At 54.4% G+C, this 21813-nt stretch carries 17 protein-coding genes; 10 read left to right on the plus strand and 7 right to left on the minus strand.

What is annotated here, in order from left to right; all coding sequences use genetic code 11:
- Positions 1-11 precede the first annotated feature (11 nt).
- Positions 12-791: an IclR family transcriptional regulator gene (locus AB8B75_RS11405; RefSeq protein ID WP_405362335.1), complete on the plus strand. Its 780-nt coding sequence runs from the start codon at positions 12-14 to the stop codon at positions 789-791.
- On the opposite strand, the gene AB8B75_RS11410 is transcribed toward AB8B75_RS11405, so the two are convergent.
- Entirely contained in the window at positions 781-2625 is a 1845-nt protein-coding gene (locus AB8B75_RS11410) for a CHASE2 domain-containing protein (protein WP_405362336.1), read from the minus strand. The genes AB8B75_RS11405 and AB8B75_RS11410 overlap by 11 nt on opposite strands.
- On the minus strand, positions 2622-3140 hold the full coding sequence (locus AB8B75_RS11415) for a FecR domain-containing protein (protein WP_405362338.1): 519 nt from the start codon (positions 3138-3140) through the stop codon (positions 2622-2624). The genes AB8B75_RS11410 and AB8B75_RS11415 overlap by 4 nt, the downstream gene beginning before the upstream one ends.
- A gap of 302 nt (positions 3141-3442) precedes the next feature.
- Between AB8B75_RS11415 and AB8B75_RS11420 the strand changes: the two genes are divergently transcribed.
- The 9 genes from AB8B75_RS11420 (at position 3443) to AB8B75_RS11460 (ending at position 16533) form a co-directional block, all read left to right on the plus strand.
- Positions 3443-4519 (plus strand): DUF2793 domain-containing protein, encoded by a 1077-nt coding sequence (locus AB8B75_RS11420; RefSeq protein ID WP_405362340.1) that lies wholly within the window; start codon positions 3443-3445, stop codon positions 4517-4519.
- A gap of 506 nt (positions 4520-5025) precedes the next feature.
- Positions 5026-6621, plus strand: a complete 1596-nt coding sequence (locus AB8B75_RS11425) for a gamma-glutamyltransferase family protein (protein WP_405362341.1) — start codon at positions 5026-5028, stop codon at positions 6619-6621.
- Between the two features lie 144 nt (positions 6622-6765).
- On the plus strand, positions 6766-7782 hold the full coding sequence (locus AB8B75_RS11430; protein WP_405362343.1) for a BMP family protein: 1017 nt from the start codon (positions 6766-6768) through the stop codon (positions 7780-7782).
- A 6-nt stretch (positions 7783-7788) separates the two neighbouring features.
- Positions 7789-9321 carry an ABC transporter ATP-binding protein gene (locus tag AB8B75_RS11435; RefSeq protein ID WP_405362345.1) on the plus strand — a complete coding sequence of 511 codons (1533 nt, stop codon included), beginning with the start codon at positions 7789-7791 and terminating at the stop codon, positions 9319-9321.
- Positions 9311-10360: an ABC transporter permease gene (locus tag AB8B75_RS11440; protein WP_405362347.1), complete on the plus strand. Its 1050-nt coding sequence runs from the start codon at positions 9311-9313 to the stop codon at positions 10358-10360. Before AB8B75_RS11435 ends, AB8B75_RS11440 begins: the two co-directional genes overlap by 11 nt.
- A gap of 1 nt (position 10361) precedes the next feature.
- Positions 10362-11306 carry an ABC transporter permease gene (locus AB8B75_RS11445; protein ID WP_405362349.1) on the plus strand — a complete coding sequence of 315 codons (945 nt, stop codon included), beginning with the start codon at positions 10362-10364 and terminating at the stop codon, positions 11304-11306.
- Positions 11306-12589: an amidohydrolase family protein gene (locus tag AB8B75_RS11450; RefSeq protein ID WP_405362351.1), complete on the plus strand. Its 1284-nt coding sequence runs from the start codon at positions 11306-11308 to the stop codon at positions 12587-12589. The genes AB8B75_RS11445 and AB8B75_RS11450 overlap by 1 nt, the downstream gene beginning before the upstream one ends.
- Positions 12590-12775: 186 nt before the next feature.
- Complete coding sequence (locus AB8B75_RS11455; protein ID WP_405362353.1) at positions 12776-13318, plus strand: flavodoxin domain-containing protein; 543 nt, start codon at positions 12776-12778, stop codon at positions 13316-13318.
- 266 nt (positions 13319-13584) lie between these two features.
- The gene (locus tag AB8B75_RS11460) at positions 13585-16533 is read left to right on the plus strand and encodes an EAL domain-containing protein (protein ID WP_405362355.1); all 2949 of its coding nucleotides are present in this window, start codon (positions 13585-13587) and stop codon (positions 16531-16533) included.
- A gap of 96 nt (positions 16534-16629) precedes the next feature.
- Here the strand turns inward: AB8B75_RS11460 and AB8B75_RS11465 are convergent, their stop codons facing one another.
- The 5 genes from AB8B75_RS11465 to AB8B75_RS11485 are packed head-to-tail and all read right to left on the minus strand — an operon-like array spanning position 16630 to position 21787.
- Positions 16630-17370 (minus strand): ABC transporter ATP-binding protein, encoded by a 741-nt coding sequence (locus tag AB8B75_RS11465; protein ID WP_405362357.1) that lies wholly within the window; start codon positions 17368-17370, stop codon positions 16630-16632.
- Positions 17367-18224 carry an ABC transporter ATP-binding protein gene (locus tag AB8B75_RS11470; RefSeq protein ID WP_405362358.1) on the minus strand — a complete coding sequence of 286 codons (858 nt, stop codon included), beginning with the start codon at positions 18222-18224 and terminating at the stop codon, positions 17367-17369. The genes AB8B75_RS11465 and AB8B75_RS11470 overlap by 4 nt, the downstream gene beginning before the upstream one ends.
- Entirely contained in the window at positions 18224-19132 is a 909-nt protein-coding gene (gene nikC / locus AB8B75_RS11475; RefSeq protein ID WP_405362360.1) for a nickel transporter permease, read from the minus strand. The genes AB8B75_RS11470 and nikC overlap by 1 nt, the downstream gene beginning before the upstream one ends.
- Entirely contained in the window at positions 19133-20191 is a 1059-nt protein-coding gene (locus tag AB8B75_RS11480) for an ABC transporter permease (protein WP_405362362.1), read from the minus strand.
- Positions 20192-21787, minus strand: a complete 1596-nt coding sequence (locus tag AB8B75_RS11485; protein WP_405362363.1) for an ABC transporter substrate-binding protein — start codon at positions 21785-21787, stop codon at positions 20192-20194. It lies immediately after the preceding gene.
- Positions 21788-21813 lie beyond the last annotated feature (26 nt).

A 21813-nucleotide genomic window follows, 5' to 3' on the forward strand; every position in this document is an offset into this window, starting at 1 on the left:
AACGAGAGATCATGCCGGACGATTTTGCAAATGAACGACGCGGCCAGATACCAACCAACCTACGGTTGCTGGTCCTGCTGGAAGAAGTTGCAAAAGCCGGCGTCCCGGTCACTCCTTCATCTCTCAAGGACAACTTGAACCTACCAAAACCCACGCTGCACCGGCTGTTTAATACCGCCGAGGCAGCGGGGTTCTTACAACGTGATATTGATGGCAGGTCCTATGGACCTGGCCCACGCCTGAGACAATTGTCACTCAATACGATGTCTTCACAACGCCTGCGGACTGTCCGACTTGCAATTTTGCGCAGCGTCGCCGAACAAATTGGTGAAACCTGCAACATTGCCACACCGGACCGCGAAGGCATGATCTATCTAGATCGTGTAGAAACGCACTGGCCCCTCAGGATTCAATTGCCAGTAGGCACTCAGGTCCCATTCTACTGCACCGCGAGTGGGAAAATGTATCTGGCCTCATTGCGGTCTGCTTATTTCGAACGCTATTTGTCTACCGCCCGGCTCGATATGCGCGGACCAAACACGATAACAAACAAACAGCAACTCAAAGCCGAAATCGAAACCACGCGCAAACGCGGTTATTCAACCGACAATGAAGAGTTCATGGAAGGCATGGCCGCCATCGCGGTTCCAATTTTCGACGATCGAAAAAGAGTTGTTTCGACCCTGTCTGTTCATGCCCCCTTGCAGAGACGCGATCTCGTTGAATTGTCAAAAAATGTCGAAGCTCTCAAAACGGCAGCACATGAGTTGACCGAATTGATTAATAGTTAGTCTCAGACAGGTCTTCCGCCCTCCAGAAATGCACCAATGCGATGCTTTCGCGCCCTCTTATGGCCACCGGTTTGGCCAAGCTTGGCGCAACCTTGGGCGGCTGCTCCGCGACTTTCAACAACACGTCTGTTGCTGCGACGATAGCCAGTTCCTCTTTTGCGACTTCCAAAAGTCGGCTCGCCAAATTCACTGGATCTCCTGCCACTGATACCTGCTGGTGACGGTCACCTCCTAACCTTGACAGAATGACGTCGCCATGGTGGAGCCCGATGCGGCACCCAACCAACAGACCCGAGGCCAATTGCGGTCCAAGTGACAGGATTTCGTCAACCAACTCGAACGCCGCGTCGATTGCATCATTAGCAGCCCGGTCCACAGCATTGGTCATGCCAAAGATTGCAAGGGCTCCGTCACCCATATAATTCAGAACAATCCCGCCCTTGGCCTCGATTGTCTTTGCAGTGATCTGGTGAAACCGCTTGAGCAAATCTTGAGTGCCCGCGGGTCCCAACTTTTCAGACAGGTTCGTAAAACTGCTCAGGTCAACAAAAAACACAGTCAATGCTCTCTCTGTTGGCCTTCTCAAAAATACCGGATCATTCGCAATCATCTCGGCCAGTGCTGGGGACTGAAACTGTTTCAGGGCTGCCAACGCCCGCGCGCCCTGCACGGCGCTGCGTCTTTCTCCAAAGTATCGCCAACTTGCAGCACCCAAAACCGAAAAAAGAACGCACACCAAGGGAATTGACGCACTGAGCCAGAGGCCAACTGAAAATGCATACCAGACAACCGCTAGCCACGCGATCAACGCGCCAAGCGCCAAAGGCACACCCGTCGACAAAGGAAGAGTTATGACCAGTAATGCAGTCGACAACGCCAAAACCACACCCGCGATGACATCAAACTGGCGGGTTTTTGCGTCGCGCCTTATTGTTTCCGAACCCAGCATCTGGGATACGGCCGTGGCCAAAATCTCGGCTCCGGGCACGTTTTCATCAAAGGGGCTTGGAAACCGATCGCCAAAGGCGGTTGCAGTATACCCCAGAATCACGGCTTTGCCGGCAATCTGTTCGTTAATCTTTCCCGAAAGCACGTCCATTGCGGAATATGTTGGGATTGCCGCTGTTGGTCCCACCAGCCGCAAGGGCATGTTGAGCCCCATGTCTAAAGGTATGTCCCTACCATCAAGGGTCAGCACATCTGATGTGATCGTTGGCGATGCGTCGGTGAAATTTGAGGCGACAAGCAAGGCAAAAGCAGGCTCAACGCCTTGTGATGTTTGAAAAATTACGGGTAAATAGCGAGGCGTCCCGCCTGCATCCGTGGATAAGTTGACCATACCTGAAACAGACGTAAGTAAAAACCTGTTGGTTGGCCGCAACACCGATATTGGGCGGGTCGGGTCATCAACGGTCAGATCTTCAGGGAAGCGCCCAGCAGCCGCGATTACCGAAGTGACGCGTGCCAGGGCGGCCGCCAATTGATCGTCAACCTCCGGATCGCCCGCATCCGCCAAAATCACATCCAGACCGAGCACTTTGGGTCTTGCATCCGCGATGCTCTGGATGACCTCCGTAAGAAGACTGCGGTTGTCTACATAGGCACCACGGGTGGCGTCCAGCGTCGCATCATCAACCGCGACAACCACCACATCAGGCGCCGGTTGGGTCGGGCCAAAACTGGCGTATCGCGCATCCAGAAGGGCGGATTCCAAGCGATCCAGCGGACTTGCCGTCGCCAGCGCGGTAGGGCGACTAACAAAAAGAGCCCATACCACAGACAAGAAAACGACTAGAGTACCGATCAGCATCGGCGACCATCGGCGCTTGTTCATTTACCAAAGCGAGCCAACAGGGCCTGCGAACGACTGGCAGGCCAGGTTTTCACCTCAAGATCAAAACCAGCCGTAACATCCACGCCTTCACCCGAACGGAGTGTTATCGACTCTGCCTGGTCACCAGAACGGGATACGGATACTTCCCCCTCAACCACAAAAACGGAAGTGGTTTCGAACGATACATCAATGAGATAAACGGTGCCGCGCACAGCCGCGATAGCATGGGGTGTTCTGATCTGTGGACGGGCAGCCCCCGGTTCTACGTCAATGAAGACGGCACCGTTTTGCAAAGTGATTTCTGTTGGTTCTGTTGCGAGAACCTCACTTGAAAATTCCAGTTCAGCGGCGGCTTCCAATTCCAGAGTCAATCCAAATGCGCATTTCAACACCTGTCTGTCGGGGTTCGTTGCGGTTTCAACAAGACAATTCGGAGGCACTTGCGCCGCGCCCTGTTCGAACCAGACCAAGATCGCCAATGCCGAAAACGCCACTACAGAACGCTTAAAATTCATATCAATACAACTTTTCCAAATGCGTTTATCTGTGCAAACGGTGTATGCGCCAAAAGCCGGATGGTCGCGCCATTCCACTCACGGACAACACTAGCATCAAAGCGCAAACCGCTAAAGAGATTGGAGAGACCACGAAGCAGAAAGGCGCCGAAATGCCCAACCAATAAAAGTGACTTGAACTGGAAAAACAGTGCAAAATTTTATGTGCTACTAGCTACTAATTGTACCGCACGCAGGTTTAAGCCGCCTGCAACCGAATTACCGCACCCTCTGGTCTGATCAAAATTTCTCAGGGAAATCCAATGGCCGATATCTCAAGCAGCCTGTCTTTGCCTTTTATACAACCAAGTCAGGCCCAAAAGCATGTCACCCACAATGAAGCGCTGCGTATATTGGACGTGGTGACGCAGCTTGCGGTATTGGCAGATGATCAGTCAACGCCACCGCAATCACCCGCGGAGGGTGATCGATACATCATTGATAGCTCCGCCACAGATGCATGGTCTGGTCATGTCGGCGATGTCGCGTTGTTCGAAAATGGCGGCTGGCAGTTTTTCAGCCCAAAATCTGGGTGGCGCGCTTATGTCACAAGCCGCGAAGCATTGATTGTTCATGATGGCAGTGATTGGATTGACTTGGACAGTGCCGAAATCCAGGACATCGAAGCCTTTGGTTTGGGCATGACTTCCCTGCCTGATACACCGTTTGCCGCCAAGCTGAACACGGCCTTGTGGACAGGACTGTATCAAGCGGATGGCGGCACCGGCAGCATGATCACCCGACTGAACAAGGAAAACGCACCCGACGACGCAGGATTTGTGTTTCAACAGGATTTCAACACGCGCGGGCTGTTTGGTCTGTTTGGCAGCAACAATCTGCGGCTTGCAACTTCGACAGACGGCATCGTTTTCCAAGAAGGGCTAAGTGTCGATGTTGCTACGGGCATCGTAGATCAACCCAATTTACCCCGCTTCAAAGGGGCTACGAATTTTGACAATTATGCTGCGGCCGACACCTGGACCAAGGTTGCCATCAATGAAACAGACTTCAACGATCAAAACACTTTTGACCCCGTTGTTAACCAGTTTGTGGCACCCGTTGCAGGCACCTATTTTCTGGGAGCGGCGCTGACCTTCAAACAAAACACATCTGATCAGGCACGCATGGGCGCGCGACTGATTTTAAATGGATCGGATGTGGTCACAGGATCGTTGGGCGAAATTACCGGTCCGCATGTGTCCGAGCAAACAGCATTAAGCGTGCAAACAATGGCTTCGCTTGCAGCGGGTGATACAATTGAACTCCAGGGGCGCATGCGCAATTTTGACGGCTATTTCTTGGCCGATCAAACCAGCTTTTGGGGTTTCAAGGTCGGCTGATCCTGTCAATCCAAGGTATTGCCTTACAACCCGGCCCGATCTCTTCGGGCCGGATTTTCGCAATCCCTGAGATTTGGAAAAACCGAAGCGCGCAAACGCATGCAGCGCGGCTCAAAAAGGCCCGGATGCTGTTGCGGCAACACCATCCAACCATTTGACTGCAAACAGAAACACCCGCACGATGACCAAACCGGTGAAATCGGCGAATGAACCGTCGGTTGAGCTGCAGTCTTCCCTTGCCGACAAGCCAATGTGCGCTCTTTGGAAAATTGTTTGTTGCGCAGGTGAGTAATAATTCAAGTTGCCTGCATTCTTAGCGAGAGCACTAACATACAACTCGAGCACGATCCAAAACCACGAAAAAACACGGGTATAACTGCCTGTTGCTCGTATTTTTCATGCGTCACACTTTCTTCTGCTCAAAACATATCTTGCTGTCTCACTTGCCTATGCCATCTAGAAAAGGCACCAACAGGTGTCATCGTGGACATGTCAGGGAGACAAAGATGCGCCTTCGTTCAAACCACCACTATCCGTCTCGACGGTCCGCGGTTGCAGCTGATAACATGGTCGCAACCTCACACCCTTTGGCGGCACAGGCCGGATTGTCGATGTTGGCAAAAGGCGGCAACGCGGTGGACGCCGCATTGGCAGCTGCCATGACGCTCACAGTTGTGGAACCAACCGGCAACGGCATCGGTTCGGACGCCTTTGCGATCGTCTGGGACGGACATGAGCTGCACGGGTTGAATGCCTCAGGTCGCTCCCCCGCAGGCTGGACGCCCGATCGTTTTTCCGGGCAAGACGCCATGCCCTTCAGAGGGTGGGAAAGCGTCACGGTACCTGGCGCGGTCTCAGCTTGGGCGGCACTTTCAGAGCGCTTTGGCAAACTTGACTTTGCAACCCTGTTTGAACCTGCGATCGGTTACGCTGAGCGGGGTTTCCCGGTGTCACCCGTCATCGCAGCACTATGGCAGCGCGCGGCTGAGCAGTTGGGAGATCAGCCAGGATTTGCCCAGACGTTCATGCCAGAAGGTCGAGCTCCGCTTGCCGGAGAATATTTTTCCAGCGCTGGGCATGCCCGCACCTTGCAACAAATCGCGGAGACAAAAGGCCACGCATTCTATCACGGCAAGATCGCAGAAGAGATCGTGGCATTTGCCAGACAACATGACGCTGCGCTCTCGATGGAGGATATGGCCTCACATCAAGCCGATTGGTGCGGCACAATCAGCAAGTCCTTTGATGCTGTGACACTTCACGAAATTCCACCCAACGGTCAGGGCATAGCAGCTCTGATGGGTCTGGGCATTCTGGGTCAAACCGACATCCGGGATATGGATGCCGACGACCCACGGGCACTGCACCTGCAGATTGAGGCGATGAAACTCGCGCTGCGGGATGCTGAAAGCTATGTTGCCGATCTCGACCATATGAAGTCCATCACTGTCTCGGATCTACTGGATGATGGATATTTGTCCACGCGCGCTAAAGAGATCGACCTGACCCAAGCAACAAACTTCGGGGCTGGTGCACCAAAGCAAGGCGGCACCGTCTATCTGACAGCGGCTGACGCGTCAGGCATGATGGTGTCCTTTATCCAATCCAACTACGCAGGGTTCGGCTCTGGCGTTGTGGTTCCCGGAACGGGCGTGTCACTACAAAACCGAGGCGCGGGTTTTTCCCTTGATCCCAACCACCAGAATGCCGTGGCGCCACGCAAACGCCCGTTTCATACGATCATCCCGGGTTTCTTGATGGGATCAGACGGCCCTTTGATGAGTTTTGGCGTCATGGGTGGCCCGATGCAGGCACAAGGCCATGTGCAAATGGTCCTGCGCACCCAGCTTTTCGGACAGGATCCGCAAATGGCGGTGGATGCTCCACGCTGGCGGGTCACTGACGGATTGGGCGTGGCCTGTGAAACAACCATAGCGCCTGAAACGGTGCAGATGCTGCGCGAGATGGGCCACAACATATCGTTGGAATCGCCGGACAATGCCTTTGGGTTTGGCGGCGCGCAATTGATCGCTCGTTTGCCCGGTCGTGGCTATGTGGCAGGTTCTGATCCGCGTAAAGACGGGGCGGCTGTTGGGTTTTGAGCCGGGTATTTCCTGCTCACAAAGCATTGCTGCTGCAGTAAGTGATGCGACCTGTCCCGCCCATTAAAGCATATAGGGCCTTTGGTCCTTGACCATTTGGTAAATTATTGTGCTTGATTGATGAAACAACCGAGGAGCGTCCAAATGACATCAAGATACGATATCAACCGCCGCCATTTTTTGGCCACAACTGCTGCTTCATCGCTTCTACTCACGGCTATGGCAACCACGCGCGCCTTGGCCGCAGAGCCAATCAAGACAGCGGGCATTTACACGGTTCCGGTCGAGCAACAATGGGTTAGTCGCATCCACAAGGCCGCTCTGATTGCACAAGACCGAGGCGACATCAGCTATACATTTTCCGAAGTCGTCTCCAACACCGACTATGCCCGGGTGCTGCGCGAATATGCCGAAGCTGGCAACACATTGATCATTGGCGAGGTCTTTGGCGCAGAACAGGAAGCGCGTGAGGTGGCGGCAGAATACCCAGATGTGGCATTCCTAATGGGGTCGAGTTTCAAGGACGACCCCACTTTGCCAAACTTCGCTGTCTTCGACAATTATATACAAGACGGGTCCTACCTGTCGGGCATCATCGCGGGATCCATGACGAAATCGGGCAACATTGGCATGGTTGGTGGCTTTCCGATACCCGAAGTGAACCGCCTGATGCATGCCTTCATGGCTGGGGCGCGGGAAATGAACCCTGATATCACCTTCCAGGTTAGCTTTATAGGTAGTTGGTTTGATCCGCCCAAAGCCAAAGAAACGGCGTTCGCGATGGTCGAAAACGGCGCAGACCTGCTCTATGCGGAGCGCTTCGGTGTGTCCGATGCCGCCAAGGAAAAGGGCATTCTGGCAATCGGCAATGTGATCGACACCCAAGGCGAGTATCCTGATACCGTCGTGGCATCCGCCATCTGGCATTTCGAGCCGACGCTCGACAAGGCCATCGCCGAGATCCAGGCGGGAACCTTCGCGGCGGCGGACTATGGTGTTTATTCCTTCATGAATGCGGGCGGTACGTCCTTGGCGCCTTTGGGCACATTCGAGGGCAAAGTGCCTGCAGCTGCGATGGATCTGGTCGCCAAGCGCACGGAAGAGATCAAATCCGGGGCGTTCACAGTCACGATTAACGACGAAGAACCCAAGTCATCCTGATCCGGCATGGGCAAGGCCGCAGTTCTTCGCCTTAAAGACATCACCAAGAAGTTCGGCAAGCTGGTCGCAAACGACGCGGTCAGCTTGACCCTCAACCAAGGTGAGGTCATCGCTCTGCTGGGCGAAAACGGGGCAGGCAAAACCACTTTGATGAACGTCCTTTTTGGCCAGTATATGGCTGATAAGGGATCTGTCGAAGTCTTTGGCCAAACCTTGGCGCCGGGCAACCCGCGCGCAGCACTCGATGCGGGTGTGGGCATGGTGCATCAGCATTTCACGCTGGCGGATAACATGACCGTGCAGGAAAACATCACGCTTGGCGTGCAGCCGCTCTTCTCAGTGCGCTCCGACAACGCAGTGGCACGCGATCGGATTCTGGAGCTGGCTGACCGGTTTCAACTCAAAGTAAACCCTAACGCGCGGGTTGGCACGCTCACTGTGGGCGAACGGCAGCGCGTTGAAATCCTTAAAGCGCTTTACCGCGATGTCAAAATCCTGATCCTTGATGAACCGACGGCAGTTTTGACCCCACAGGAAAACGAAGGGCTTTTCGCAACTCTGCGAAAGGCCGTCACCAATGGGCTATCGATTGTTTTTATTTCCCACAAGCTGCACGAAGTGATGGCCATCTCAGACCGTGTGGTTGTTCTGCGGCACGGCAAAATGGTCGGCGAGATCGCGACCGAAGATACCGACCCCAAAGCACTGTCTGCCATGATGATGGGCGCGGGTTCGGTGGCGCCGAAAGTATCCCCCGTGACGCCAGGGCCCGTGTTGATGCACCTCGACCAGGTGAGCACCACCACAATCGGCAACGCACCTGGATTGAAATCGGTTTCCTTGTCGTTACGGGCAGGTCAGGTGACTGGGCTGGCTGGTGTTTCCGGTAATGGACAAGCCGCACTCGCCGATGTTGTGGGCGGTATGACCACATGGGTTTCCGGCACCCTGACGGTACACGGCAAGCCTCCGGGCAGATGGTCGCCCCGTGATGCCATCGCTCAAGGCATTGCGCGCATTCCCGAGGATCGCCACAAAACCGGGACAATCGCAGACTTTGATCTTACTGAAAACGCGGTGCTGGAATGCTACAACACGTCAGGTTTTAGCAGATCCGGGTGGCTCAACTGGCGCAATGCACGCGCATATGCGGACGCGATCATCAAAAAATACGACGTCAGATGCCCCGGAGCAGACACCCGCATCCGCCTGCTGTCCGGCGGCAATATGCAAAAACTCATCCTAGGCAGAGTACTCGAAGCCGATCCTCAAATTATCCTGGCGAACCAGCCTGTGCGAGGTCTCGATATCGGCGCCGTCAACTACGTGCACAGCCAGCTCTTGGCGGCACGAAACGCTGGCGCTGCGGTTTTGCTGATCTCCGAAGATCTCGATGAGATTATGGCACTTTCCGATGTCATCCACGTCATTTCCGAAGGCAGGCTTTCGCCCGGTTTTGCTCGCGGTGAAATGACGCCGCCAGAACTGGGCATCTGGATGGCAGGACAAAGGTTTGACGAGGTCGCATATGCGTCTTGAACCCATCGCTAACCCGACTTTACCACGCCGACTGGGATTGCCTGCTATTGCGATCGGAACAACCATTGTGTTGGCCTCTTTGCTGGCCATGATCGCAGGCGCAAATGCTTTCTCGGTTCTGGGTCTTATCCTGAAGGGCGCATTTGGGTCCCAGTTCGCGATACTGGAAACGCTCAATCGGGCGACGCCCTTGATCTTTACCGGGCTGGCCGCCGCCGTCGCCTTTCGCGCGAAATTCTGGAACATAGGAGCTGAAGCACAGCTTTATGCAGGCGCATTGATGACGGTCGTGCTGGGCACAGGCCTTTTGGCGTGGCCCGGCCCTGTTCTCCTGCCTCTACTGGCGCTCTCCGCTATACTTGCCGGTGCGCTTTTGTTGGTGGTTCCTGCCGTTTTAAAGACACGCTTTGGCGTGGATGAAGTCGTCACCACATTGCTCTTCAATTTCATTTTTCTGCTCTTTATCTCGATGCTTTTGGAAGGTTCGCTCAAAGATCCAATGGGCATGGGCTGGCCCAAATCTGCACGTGTCTTGTCAGAAGCCCGGCTTCCAAGGATCGTTGAGGGATTGCGCCTGCATTGGGGTTTCGCGCTTGCCATCCTATCGGCGGTGGTGGTTTGGATCATTCAGACCCGCAGCACATTGGGTTACGAGATGCGGGCCGTCGGCAACAACCCCGAAGCCGCGCGATTTGCCGGCATTCCGGTCAAAACTGTACTGGTAAAAACAGCGCTTTTGTCAGGCGGGCTGGCAGCTTTGGCCGGATTTTCCGAAGTCGCAGGGCTCAAGGGCAGCCTGACACTCGATCTATCCCCTGGATTTGGGTACACCGGTATCATCGTGGCGATGCTGGCCCTGCTGAACCCCATCGGGGTGATCTTTGCCGCACTCTTTGTTGCAGGGGTCTTTGTTGGGGCCGACAGCATGAGCCGAGCCGCCAATGTACCCACCTATCTGGCCGATATCATGCTGGCCGCAGCGCTGTTGTTCATGGTGTTGGCGATCATGCTGACCCGCTTTCGTGTTGTGAGCGATTGAGATGGAGCTCATCGACATCCTCTTTTCTGCCAGCTTTTGGGCAGCCACAATTCGCATTGCCAGCCCGCTGATTTTCGCCACGCTCGGCGAGCTGATCTGTGAGCGCGCCGGAGTTTTGAACCTCGGGATTGAGGGCATCATGGTGGCTGGCGCTTTCGCTGGCTGGATGGCTGTTTATTCGGGCACAGGGCTTTGGACCGGTGTTGCCATTGCGATGGCAGTCGGTATGCTCTTTGGCCTTTTGCACGCCACGCTGACGGTGCCCTTTGGCTTGTCGCAACATGTTGTCGGTCTCGGGATCACGCTTCTGGCAACTTCATCGACATATTACGCGTACCGCCTGGCGCTGCCCGAGGTCATCAGTCCGCCCAAGATCGAGGCTTTTCAACCCTATCCGATTCCTGGTTTGGCCGAGCTTCCGGTGATTGGTCCGGCACTGTTCAACCAGACACCCCTGACTTACGCCGCATTTGTACTTGTTGCACTCCTAAGCTTTACGCTCTATCGGACGCCATTGGGACTGGCCGTACGCGCGGCTGGCGAAAATCCTTCAGCCGTGGCCGCACAGGGTCTGTCTGTCACGGGGATCCGAATGGGTGCCGTGATTGTCGGCAGCGGGTTCATGGCTGTGGGCGGTGCCTTCCTCACGATGTCCGCCTTTGACAGTTTCTTTTTTGAAATGGTCAATGGGCGCGGCTGGATTTGCATCGCGTTGGTTGTCTTTGGCGCTTGGCGCCCGGGCAAAGCGCTTGTGGGCGCGGTCCTTTTTGCTGCCTTCGACGCTTTGCAGATCCGGGTACAACAAACCAGCCTGGGAGCGGCAGTGCCGTACCAGGTCTTTTTGATGGCACCCTACGTCTTGTCCATTGTTGCGCTGGTGTTAGTCTCGCGGCGCGCGGAAGTGCCCGCCGCTCTTATGGTACCTTTCAACAAAGGAGAACGCTGATGTTCGATCTGATTGTCAAAGGCGGCACTTTGGTCACCGGTGAAGTGATGGATATCGGCATCCAAGGAGACAAAATATCTGCTCTGGATGATTTGTCCGGTGCTGAAGCCGGACAGATCATCGACGCGACAGGCGATCTTGTCAGCCCACATTTTGTCGATCCTCACTTTCACATGGATGCGACACTCTCCTATGGCCAACCGCGCATCAACGCGTCCGGCACCCTGCTTGAAGGCATTGGACTTTGGGGCGAACTGAAACAGGTCATGACCCAAGATGAGGTGGTCGAACGGGCTCTGACCTATTGCGATTGGGCGGCCAGCATGGGGCTCTTGGCGATCCGCAGCCACGTGGATACCTGCGATGACAGATTGTTAGGGGTTGAGGCGCTGCTGGACGTGCGTGCGCAGGTCAAGGACTACATCGATTTGCAATTGGTGGCCTTTCCGCAGGACGGATTTTATCGCGACCCCACAGCACGTGACAACACACTTCGAGCGTTGGATATGGGCGTCGATGTGGTGGGTGGCATCCCGCATTTCGAACGCACCATAGCCGATGGCACCGCATCCGTTCGCGAGCTCTGTGAAATTGCCGCCCGGCGCGGATTGCAGGTGGACATGCATTGCGATGAAACTGACGACCCGATGTCGCGCCATATCGAAACGCTCGCCTATGAAACGCAGCGTCTTGGCCTTCAAGGGCATGTTGCCGGGTCGCACCTGACCTCGATGCACTCCATGGACAACTACTATGTTTCGAAATTGTTGCCGCTGATCGCAGAGGCAGAAATTAGTGCCATTCCCAACCCGCTGATCAATATCGTCATACAAGGACGTCACGACAGTTTTCCCAAACGTCGTGGCCTGACGCGGGTGAAAGAGATGCAGGCGATCGGTATCAACGTCGGCTGGGGTCAGGATTGTGTCCTGGATCCATGGTATTCGCTGGGCACGGCAGACATGCTCGACGTGGCATTCATGGGCCTGCATGTGGCGCAAATGACCAGCCCCCAAGAGATGCGACGGTGTTTTGACATGGTGACGCAGAACAACGCCGAAATTATGGGTCTGACAGACTATGGTCTACACATTGGCGCGACGGCCTCGCTTGTGGTTCTGGACGCAAGTGACCCGGTTGAGGCACTGCGGCTGCGCGCCAACCGGCTTTTTGTTGTCGCCAAGGGCAAGGTCATCAGCCAAACGCCACGCGCCGATGCCACCTTTGACCTCACGGGGCGTGCTTCATCAGTGCGCAGACGACAAAAATCAAACCGCGCTTAGGCGACAAGGACATGCGCGACCGTTTCGAGTGCTGGCGTGGCTTGATCTAAGACAAAGTCGCGATGCTTTTCTCAGGCTAGTCTCACGTGGAAATCCGCAAACACATATCACCGGCTCGCAAAACCCGCAGCGGTGATTGACCTCCACCAACCACCCTGGGCTCTGCCCCGGCGAACACAGGAGAAAATGATGTCCGTTCTGCTCGTTTATGCCACCATTGAAGGCCAAACCAGAAAAATTGCCGATGCCGTCGAGAAGCAGCTCAAGACGCTCGATCGCACCGTAGTTACCTACAACACCGCGGAAAAAACGGCGCCCGTTTCATTTGAAGGAGTCGACGCAGTGATCCTTGCAGCGCCCGTGCACGAGCGCCGCCATCCGGAAACTTTCGAGGTCTTTCTGGCCGCACATCGCGCAGAGCTAGAAAAATGTAACACGCTGTTGTTATCCGTCAGTTTGAGCGCTGCTTTTCCGGAAGGCATGGAGGAGGCCGCCGAATATGTTACTGAACTGGAGATGCGAACCAAGTTCACGCCCAATACCGAAGTTTTGGTCGCCGGCGCGGTGAGATCTTTAAGTTATGATTACTATTCAATGCAAGTTTTGCGTCATGTGGTCATGCGCGGCCGAGAATTTGATTCCACAACAGAAGAACACGAATTCACGGATTGGGACGCCTTGCAAAAAGAAGTGGCGCGTTTCGTTGAGGTCGAAGTTGTTGTAAACTGACGCTTCATCTTTACTGAAATTGGATCAGGCTTCTTCGATCACCCGAATGGCGCCATGCATTGAGCCCGCAAAACAACTTTTTCGGGCTCCCCCAGAACGTCTAACCGGTTGCTTTAAAAAAACATTCTTAATTTGCTGAACAGGCTTTTTGCAGAACTAACGGTGCCTGAAATCCTCAATCTTCTCCCTTTTTAATAAAAATGAAACCTTACCCTTGAAGTAACTTATCGAGGCTATGGTCTGCGCATCGAATCGAAGGCGGGCGGATGCAACTCTCTGAAATCTTGCAGGATTTCCTAGCTCTGACTCAGGATGCAGTCGGCATAGGGTTTCGGGGGCCAGAAGACGAAAACGCAACCTTGGTGTATGTCAACCCAGGCTTCCTCAAGCTCTTTGGCTATAGCGAAGATGAGGTGCTGGGCAAACCCGTGAACATTTCGCACGATCCGGAACATTGGGACGAATATGTTGCGAATGTGGCCTCAAAATTTGCATCTGGCGAAAAAAAATTCAGCGAAAAAGCGCGCTGCATAACGGCAAATGGTCACAAGTTCTGGGCCAGCTTGTCGTTCTTTTTGGTGGACGACGCAGAAACTGGCGGCAGATACAGTTGTGCAGTTTTTCACGACATCACAGAGCTGATGAACAGCAAAGAAAAAGCGTCGCGAGCCTTGATGGAACGCAATCTGTTGCTGGACGAAAAAGAGCGGACCTTTAACGAGCTGCTCGACACTCAGACCAGACTTCTCTCGGCCATGAACGCATATCCGGATCCATTTGTGATATATGACAAGGATATGAGAATGGTGGTTTGCAATACAGCTTACCAGGAAACAATGTCTACGCAGCCCGAGGCGATCAAGCCTGGAATGCATATTCGCGACGCATTGAATGTGGCATTTGACAGTGGGCGCATTGATGTCCCGCCAGTTGGTCGTGAGGAATTTATGGACAGTCTGCTGACCCCGGAACGCCTGGCGCGTTCATCTGAAGACATTACTCTTTCTGGAGACATTCATCACCGAGTGCTGCGGAGCAAAGCCGAAAACGGCGACTGGGTGGTCATCCGCCTCGATATTACCGAACTGGTGCGCCAAAAACGTAACGCGTTAGAAGCGCAGGCGCGGCTGTTATCAGCCATCGGCGCTTATCCAGCACCATTCTGCATCTACGATGAGCACTTAAAGCTCGTGGTGTGGAATGACGATTATGCAGCTGCCTTAACCGATGATCCAAACCAGCTAGAAGTTGGCATGTCGTTACAGGAAGTGATGCGCGTGGGGCTTGCCAATGGACAGTTTCCCGAAGCCCAAGGGCGCGAAGAAGAATGGATGGCCCAATTCGTCAAGTCGCTTGAAAACACGCAATTAGTCGAAGACATGGAACTTAAAGGCGACATTCACCAAAGGGTTTTGCGGTCTCGTTCTACGAATGGCGACCTTGTCGTAGTGCGTCTTGACACGACTGAGTTGGTGCGACAACGACGCGCAATAGAAACGATGCAGGACCGATTGTTGTCAGCCATCAACGCGTTCCCGGACCCATTTGCCATTTACGACAAAGACTTAAAGTTACTGACTTGGAATCCGGCGTTTGTTTCGACCTTGACGGACAATCCCGACGATGTGTTTGCCGGAATGAGTGTCGATCAGGTTGTAGAACTTGCCGTTCGAAACGGACATGTACCTGCTGCGAAGGGCCGCGAAACGGAGTGGATGGCCGAATACATCACACCGGAAATGGCCAGCAGCAGTGTGGAAGAAATCGAATTTGACGGTGACAGACACTACCGCATTATCCGGTCGCGTTCTGCCAATGGCGAAGTTGTTGTTCTAAGGCTCAATATCACCGAAGCGGTACGACAGAGACGCGCGTTGCAGAAGTATGCCACGCGCCTTGAAAACGCCAATCAGGAAATCACCCAAAAAGCCCTGCATGACCAACTAACGGGATTGGGAAATCGACGGTTTCTGTCAGAGAAATTCGAGGAACTGTCGCGAAAACGGCGAACCGAAGGCGGCGAGCTTGCGGCACTTCACATCGACCTTGATCGATTTAAGCAGATCAACGACACAATTGGGCACGCCGCAGGCGATCATGTACTTGTAGACGTGGCAAACCGCATCCGCGCCAACCTGCGCCCCGAGGATGTTGTGGCCCGCATAGGGGGCGACGAGTTTATAATCTTGCTTTGGTTGCCAAATGAAAACAACAGACCGGAGGAACTGGCGCAATCGCTGCTCGCCGATTTGTTCCAACCTTCGGAATTCGAGGGACGCAAGTGCCGGTTTGGCGCATCGATAGGGATATCAAGAACGCCGTTTGCCGATGAGGCGGATTTATTGACGAATTCCGACGTCGCCCTGTACAAGGCCAAGCGCGCCGGACGCGGACAGGTCGCCGTTTTCAATCAATCCGATATCGAAGAAATGCGCGACACGAAAATTTTGGCCGATGACATCATGCGAGCGCTGGAAGACCAAGAGTTCCTACCGCATTACCAACCTCAAATAGACGCAACTTCCGGGCGAGTTGTTGGCATCGAAGCTCTTGCGCGATGGCGCCACCCGGGAAAGGGCATTCTGCCGCCAGATAGTTTCCTGTCGGTCGCCTCTGATTTGAATGTCGTGGCTGACATCGATCAAATGATTTTCGAAACAGCAATCCAGGAGTGCGAGCAGGCTTTCAAAAAGATTTGCGTTCTACCCAGCCTTTCGTTCAACGTGAGCGCCAAGCGCATTCAATTCGAAGAAATTGAAAAAATCCGCCACATGGCCAACGCTTATTCAGGTGAAGTTGCTTTTGAACTGTTGGAAACAATCTTTCTCGAAGAAGAAAACAACGCTTTTCTGATGCAACTCGACTTATTGCGCGAAATGGGCATCAAGCTGGAAGTGGATGATTTTGGAAGCGGGCGCGCGTCCATTGTTGCCCTGCAGAAAATTGCACCGGACCGACTTAAGATCGACCGCCGCCTGATAATGCCCATCGAAGAAGGCAACAGCGCGGCGCGCTTGGTAAAATCCATCATCGAAATCGGCAATGCGCTGGACATCGAGGTTATCGCCGAAGGTGTCGAAACCTCCGAGCAAGTACGCATTCTCGCAGATCTCGGCGCAGACCGTCTGCAAGGATACTATTTTTCAAAACCGCTCGCCTTGCGGGATTTGTGCGACTACCTAAGGCGCAATGATACTATTAGCAGCATTGGATAACTGGTTGTGAATTGACCCATACACAATAGCGGTCAAAAGTCAGTCCACACGCAAAATGTCATAGCCGTCCATATACTTGGTTTTGCGAAATTGAATTCACAATGAGGCATGCAAAAGTTGCTGAGAATAGGCGTGTTTGGCATCCATGTTTCGCAGAGCCTGCACGTCCAGGATTTCGACAATTTCCCCGTCTTTCATTACCGCCAACCGATCGCACATATGACCCACGACAGACAGATCGTGCGACACCATGAGGTAGGTTAGTCCTCGTTCACTCCGCAAGTCGGCCAGCAGATTCAAGATTTCGGCTTGAACCGAAACGTCCAAGGCTGAGGTCGGCTCGTCCAACAACAACAAGTCCGGTTCTGCTGCAAGCGCGCGTGCAATCGCCACGCGTTGCCGTTGACCGCCAGAGAGTTGATGCGGATAACGGAACCTGAATTTTTGCCCCAAACCGACATCTTCCAACAGTTTCACAACCCGTGCGTCAATATCTCGAAACCCATGTAGGTGCAGGGTTTCTCCCAACACTTGATCCACAGAGTGGCGCGGGTGCAGTGAGGCGTAAGGATCCTGGAAGACCATTTGAACGGTTTTAAAAAATTCTTTGGGTCGTTTTTTGCCGAGCGGTTTTGCATCGACCATGATTTGCCCAGACCAATTGGCGGCGAGCCCCGTGATCGCACGCAAAATCGTCGACTTACCCGACCCGCTTTCTCCGACAAGTCCGAAGCTTTCACCCTGCCCGACTTGAAATGTTGCGCCTTTGACAGCATCGACACGGTCACGGTTGGCGCCGAACCAAACGTTCAGCCCGTTTACGTCCAGCATGTTCATACCCGACCACTCACACTTGGAGCGACGGACCATTCCGGGTCACGTTTGAGAACTTCGAGGCGGTCACAGGGCGCATCCAGCCGCGGCAGTGAGTTCAACAAACCCCGTGTATATGGATGTTGGGCAGCGTGCAGTTTGTCCGCATCGCAGACCTCAACGATCCGCCCGGCATACATGATCAAAACCCGATCGCAGAAGTCTGCCACAAGGTTGAGGTCATGGCTGATGAAGATCAGACCCATCCCGCGTTCCTTGACAAGCCTGTCCATGATATCGAGAACCTGACGCTGAACAGACACATCCAGTGCCGAAGTCGGTTCATCCGCGATCAGAATTTCAGGGTTCGGGATCAACATCATCGCAATCATGATCCGTTGGCCCATACCACCGGACATTTCGTGCGGGTAAGCCCGCATGACCCGCTCAGGATTCCGTATCGAAACCGCCTCCAGCATATCCAGGGATTTTTTATAGGCTTCCCGTTTGGACGCGGCATTGTGCAGTCGGTAGGCCTCGATGATCTGATCGCCAATCGTCATAACCGGATTGAGCGAAAACTTAGGATCCTGCATGACCATGCTGATCCTCTGCCCGCGCACGGCGCGCATGTCCTTCTCGGACTTCTTCAGCAAATCGATGCCGTCAAGATTGATGTGATCCGCCTCCACAATCCCCGGCGGTCGGATCAGGCGCAGAATGGCACGCCCCGTCATGGATTTGCCGGAACCACTCTCTCCGACGATGCCCAACCGCTCTCGCCCCAGACTAAAGGACACACCGCGGACCGCATCAAAAACGCCGTGTCGCGAAGGGAATTTGACGCATAGGTTCTCAACATCCAAAAGCGTGCTCATTATTCGCCTGCCTTTGGGTCGAGGACGTCACGGAGCCCATCGCCCAGCAGATTAAACGCCAGGGACACGATGAAGATCGCCAGTCCGGGCACCGTCGCCACCCACCAGTGATCCAGAATAAATCTCCGTCCTTCGGAAATCATCGCCCCCCACTCCGGGCTTGGCGGTTGCGCGCCGAGACCCAGAAACCCAAGACCTGCCGCAGCAAGAATAATCCCAGCCATGTCCAACGTCACGCGGACGATCAATGAAGAAATGCACAACGGCCAGATGTGTTTTGTGATGATCCGCAACGCGCCCGCGCCTTGCAGTTTAATCGCGCTGATATAGTCGGACGACCTGATTGTCAGCGTCTCCGCGCGCGCAATACGCGCATAGGGTGGCCATGCCGTCAGCGATATCGCGAGCACCGCGTTTTCGATACCAGCGCCGAGTGCTGCCACAAAGGCAAGCGCCAGAACCAGTCGCGGAAAGGCCAGAAAAATATCCGTAATACGCATCAGGATGGTATCGGTCCAGCCGCCGACATAGCCCGATACCGTGCCCACCAAGAGACCGGCAAGGGGTGCGATCAAAGCAACCAAGGCCACAATATAGAGGGTGATGCGCGCTCCGTAAATCAGGCGGGAAAGGATGTCGCGACCGAGGCTGTCGGTCCCAAACACATGACCTTCCGTGCCAAGAGGCGATAGCCGGTTACCCAGATCCTGCGTGAACGGATCATGTGGGGCAAGCAAAGGGGCTGCTGCCGCGATCAAGACCAGTGCCAACAAGATGCCAAGTCCGATCATCGCCATGGTATTGCCGCGAAAGGACAACCAACCCTGGTAAAGCGCCGAGAGTTTGGCATGGCGGCGCGACGTGGGCGTATCTGTAAGCAACCACGCCCGAAGAGATTGTTCAGCCATTTATTTAGCCCTCGGGTCAAAAACTTTGTAGAGCAAGTCGGAGAAGATATTGAGCAGAATAAAGATCAGCCCCACCACAACAGTGCCGCCCAGCACGGCATTCATATCTGCGCTCAACAAGGCGGTGGTGATGTAGCTGCCGATGCCTGGCCAGGAAAAAATGATCTCAGTGAGGACCGATCCTTCGAGCAGGTTGGCATAGCTTAGTGCGATGACGGTGATCAGCTGCACCCGGATGTTTTTAAAGGCGTGCTTCCAGATCACGTCCCATTCGGACATGCCTTTCACGCGGGCGGTTGTAATGTATTCGGCGCTCATCTGTTCGAGCATGAAGGAGCGCGTCATCCGGCTGATGTAGGCGAGCGAATAGTAGCCCAGCAAACCGGCAGGCAAGATTATGTGGCTGAAGGCGTTTTTGAACACGTCCCAATTACCGTCCAAAATACTGTCGACCAGAATCATACCGGTGACGCTCGGGACGATGTCCACGTAGAATATCCCGACCCTGCCAGGCCCGCCGACCCATCCAAGAATGCCGTAAAAGACCAAAAGCCCCATCAGACCCAGCCAGAAGATCGGCATCGAATATCCTACCAGGGCGATCACGCGAGCAATCTGGTCGATCCAAGACCCCTGGCGCACCGCGGCAAAGACCCCCAGCGGCACACCCAATACGATCCCCATGGTGACGCCAAGCGTGGCGAGTTCAAGAGTGGCAGGAAAAACGCGTGCTATGTCGTCAGCGACGGGGCGTGCCGTCAATAGCGAGTTGCCAAAATCACCATGCAGCACGTCCCAGACGTAGAGACCAAATTGCACAATGATCGGCCGATCCAGCCCCATGGCTTCATAAGCTGCGTCATAGGTCGCTTTGCTCGCCTGCTCGCCGACGATTGCCAGCACAGGATCGATCGGCATGACCCGACCGATGACGAAGGTTATGAACATCAGGCCCAACATCGTGACAGCGATGGACCCAAGAGTAAGAAGCGTGGTTTTCAGCCATGCAGGAAGGGACGCCGCCTGGCGCCCCTTCGAATTGTTATCGGTCAATGCCATTTATTTTGTCACAGGCCAGTAAGACACTGATGTGATCGCACCGCCGAGATTGAGGTTTTGCACGTTTTCAGCACGTCCGGTCTGTTCGATTTTCTGGAACATCACGGTGAAGGGTGCGACCTCGCGGAATTCGGCCTGGATTTCCTGATACATGCCAGCGCGCACGTCACGGTCGCCTTCAACAACAGCTGCGGCAGTCTTCTCGGTCAAACCATCGGTATCCCAGGAATTCCGCCATGCCAGAAGACCTGTCGCACCTGCTTCGTCGGAATTGTCAGGGTTAAACGCAAAGGTACCTGCATTTGTGTGGGGATCGGGATAGTCAGGACCCCATGCCCCCATATACATGTCCAGTTCGCGTGCCCGGTAGCGCGACAGGATCTGTTTCGCAGTACCGACAGTTATATTCAGGGTGATGCCTGCCTGCGCAAAGGTGTTCTGCAACGATTGCGTGATTTCAATGCGTTCCTGCGCTTCGCGCACACCCACTTCGATTTCAAATTCACCTGCGCCCGCTTCAGCCAGCAGTTCCTTGGCCTTTTCGATGTTCAAGGAGAATGGGTTTTCGTCAACCGACCCCAAGTAAGTACGCGGCAGGAAGTTCTGGTGTATCGTATATTGGCCGTTCAGGAAGCTGTTTTGCATACCCTCGTAATCGACCAGATATTTGATCGCCTGACGCACTTGTGGCTTGGACAACTCGGGATGCTTCTGGTTGACCGAAATGTACATCAAGCGGCCGCGCAGCTCATCATCAATGGCAATGCCTTCTGCTTCACGTGCCCCTGCGATGTCTTCAGGGTTCAGATTGCGAGCCACGTCAATGTCGCCACGCTCGAGCAAGAGGCGTTGTGTCGCGCTTTCCTGAACGTGCCGCACGATTACGCGCTCCATCGCCGGTGCGCCCAAATAGAAATCGGGGTTGGATTCCAAGGTCACACTCTCGTTGGGCTTCCAGCCTACCAGTTTGTAGGCGCCTGACCCGGCTGAGTTGGTTTTCAACCATGTGTTGCCCATGTCGCCATCGACTTCATTCGCCATGACCAGCTCTTTGTCGACGATCCCACCGATCACGGCCGTCAGGCAGTTCAGCACGAAGGACGTCGCATATTTCTTGTCGGTTGTGATGGTCAGTGTATTGCCTTCGGCTTTTATCGTGTCAGCCACATTTTCGGCAGTAAATCCGAATTGCGTCAGAATGAACGAAGGTGTTTTGTTCAGGATCACCGCCCGCTGCAGCGAAAACTCCGCATCTTCGGCGCGCACCGGATTGCCCGAATGAAACGAAACTCCTTCTCGCATGGTGAAGGTGATCGACTTGCCATCCTCGCTGACGACCCAGCTCTCGGCGAGGTCGGGTTGGTAGCCAGCGTCCAGATCCATCGGATCGAAATTGACCAAACGGCCATATATGTTCCGGCTGACATCGGAGCCCGCAAATTCAAAGGATTCCGCAGGATCCAGCGTTGTAATATCGTCAATCCGGTTGGCCAGAACCAGCATGTTCGCCGGAGTCTCGGCATATGCCGCAAAAGACGCCACGCTGACCGCAAGACCGATCGCGGCGCTGGTCAGTAGTCTGTTAAAAGCATTCATGTTTGAACCTCTCCTGTTCATTTTCA

The sequence above is a fragment of the Roseobacter sp. genome, assembly GCF_045106495.1.
GTDB lineage: Bacteria > Pseudomonadota > Alphaproteobacteria > Rhodobacterales > Rhodobacteraceae > Roseobacter.